The organism is Oleiphilus sp. HI0117 (assembly GCF_001635235.1).
The window spans coordinates 1-653 of the sequence record NZ_LWGA01000086.1; the positions used below are offsets into that span (position 1 = coordinate 1).

Sequence of the window (653 nt, forward strand, 5' to 3'; positions counted from 1 at the left end):
GAAGTTGCTGAGTTGAGCTGGTTAGCTTTTGTAGCTCTTCGCTATGTTGTGAAAGTGTTGTCGCACCTTCGTGGGTTTCATGAGCGACCTCTTTGATAGAGACCACATTGCTGCTGACTTCATTCGCAACGATGCCTTGTTGTTGTTCCACCGTTGCAGCGATCATATTATTCCTATCGGTGACTTCAGCGACTTTTGAACCCGCTATCATTAGGCACTCTCCGGTGCTGTAAGCATTATCCACACAAGATTGAGTATGGATCTTTCCGGCCTCCATTACTTTAACTGCATTGGCAGCGGCAGATTGCAGAGCTTCAGTCATCGCCTGTATTTCTTCAGTGGATTCATGAGTTCGTTGTGCGAGAGACCTAACTTCATCTGCTACTACCGCGAAGCCGCGGCCTGTTTCGCCAGCTCGTGCAGCCTCGATCGCGGCGTTCAAAGCTAATAGGTTGGTCTGTTCAGAAATGTTTCTGATGACGCCAAGAATGGTGTCAATTTGTTGAACATCGGCTTCAAGTTGGCTAATGACTTGGCTGGCTTGTGTCATATCATCCGAGACGCTGCTGATTGCACCAATGGTATTGCGCATCATCTCGTTACCTTGATTTATTTGAGTATTTGCTTCGTGAGTCAGGTCTGAGGTTTCTGCA

At 47.5% G+C, this 653-nt stretch carries 1 protein-coding gene; it reads right to left on the reverse strand.

Going from position 1 to position 653, the window contains the following annotated elements; translation table 11 throughout:
• The coding region (locus A3757_RS01260; RefSeq protein ID WP_231878180.1) for a methyl-accepting chemotaxis protein at window positions 1-653 on the reverse strand (653 nt) is incomplete at both ends.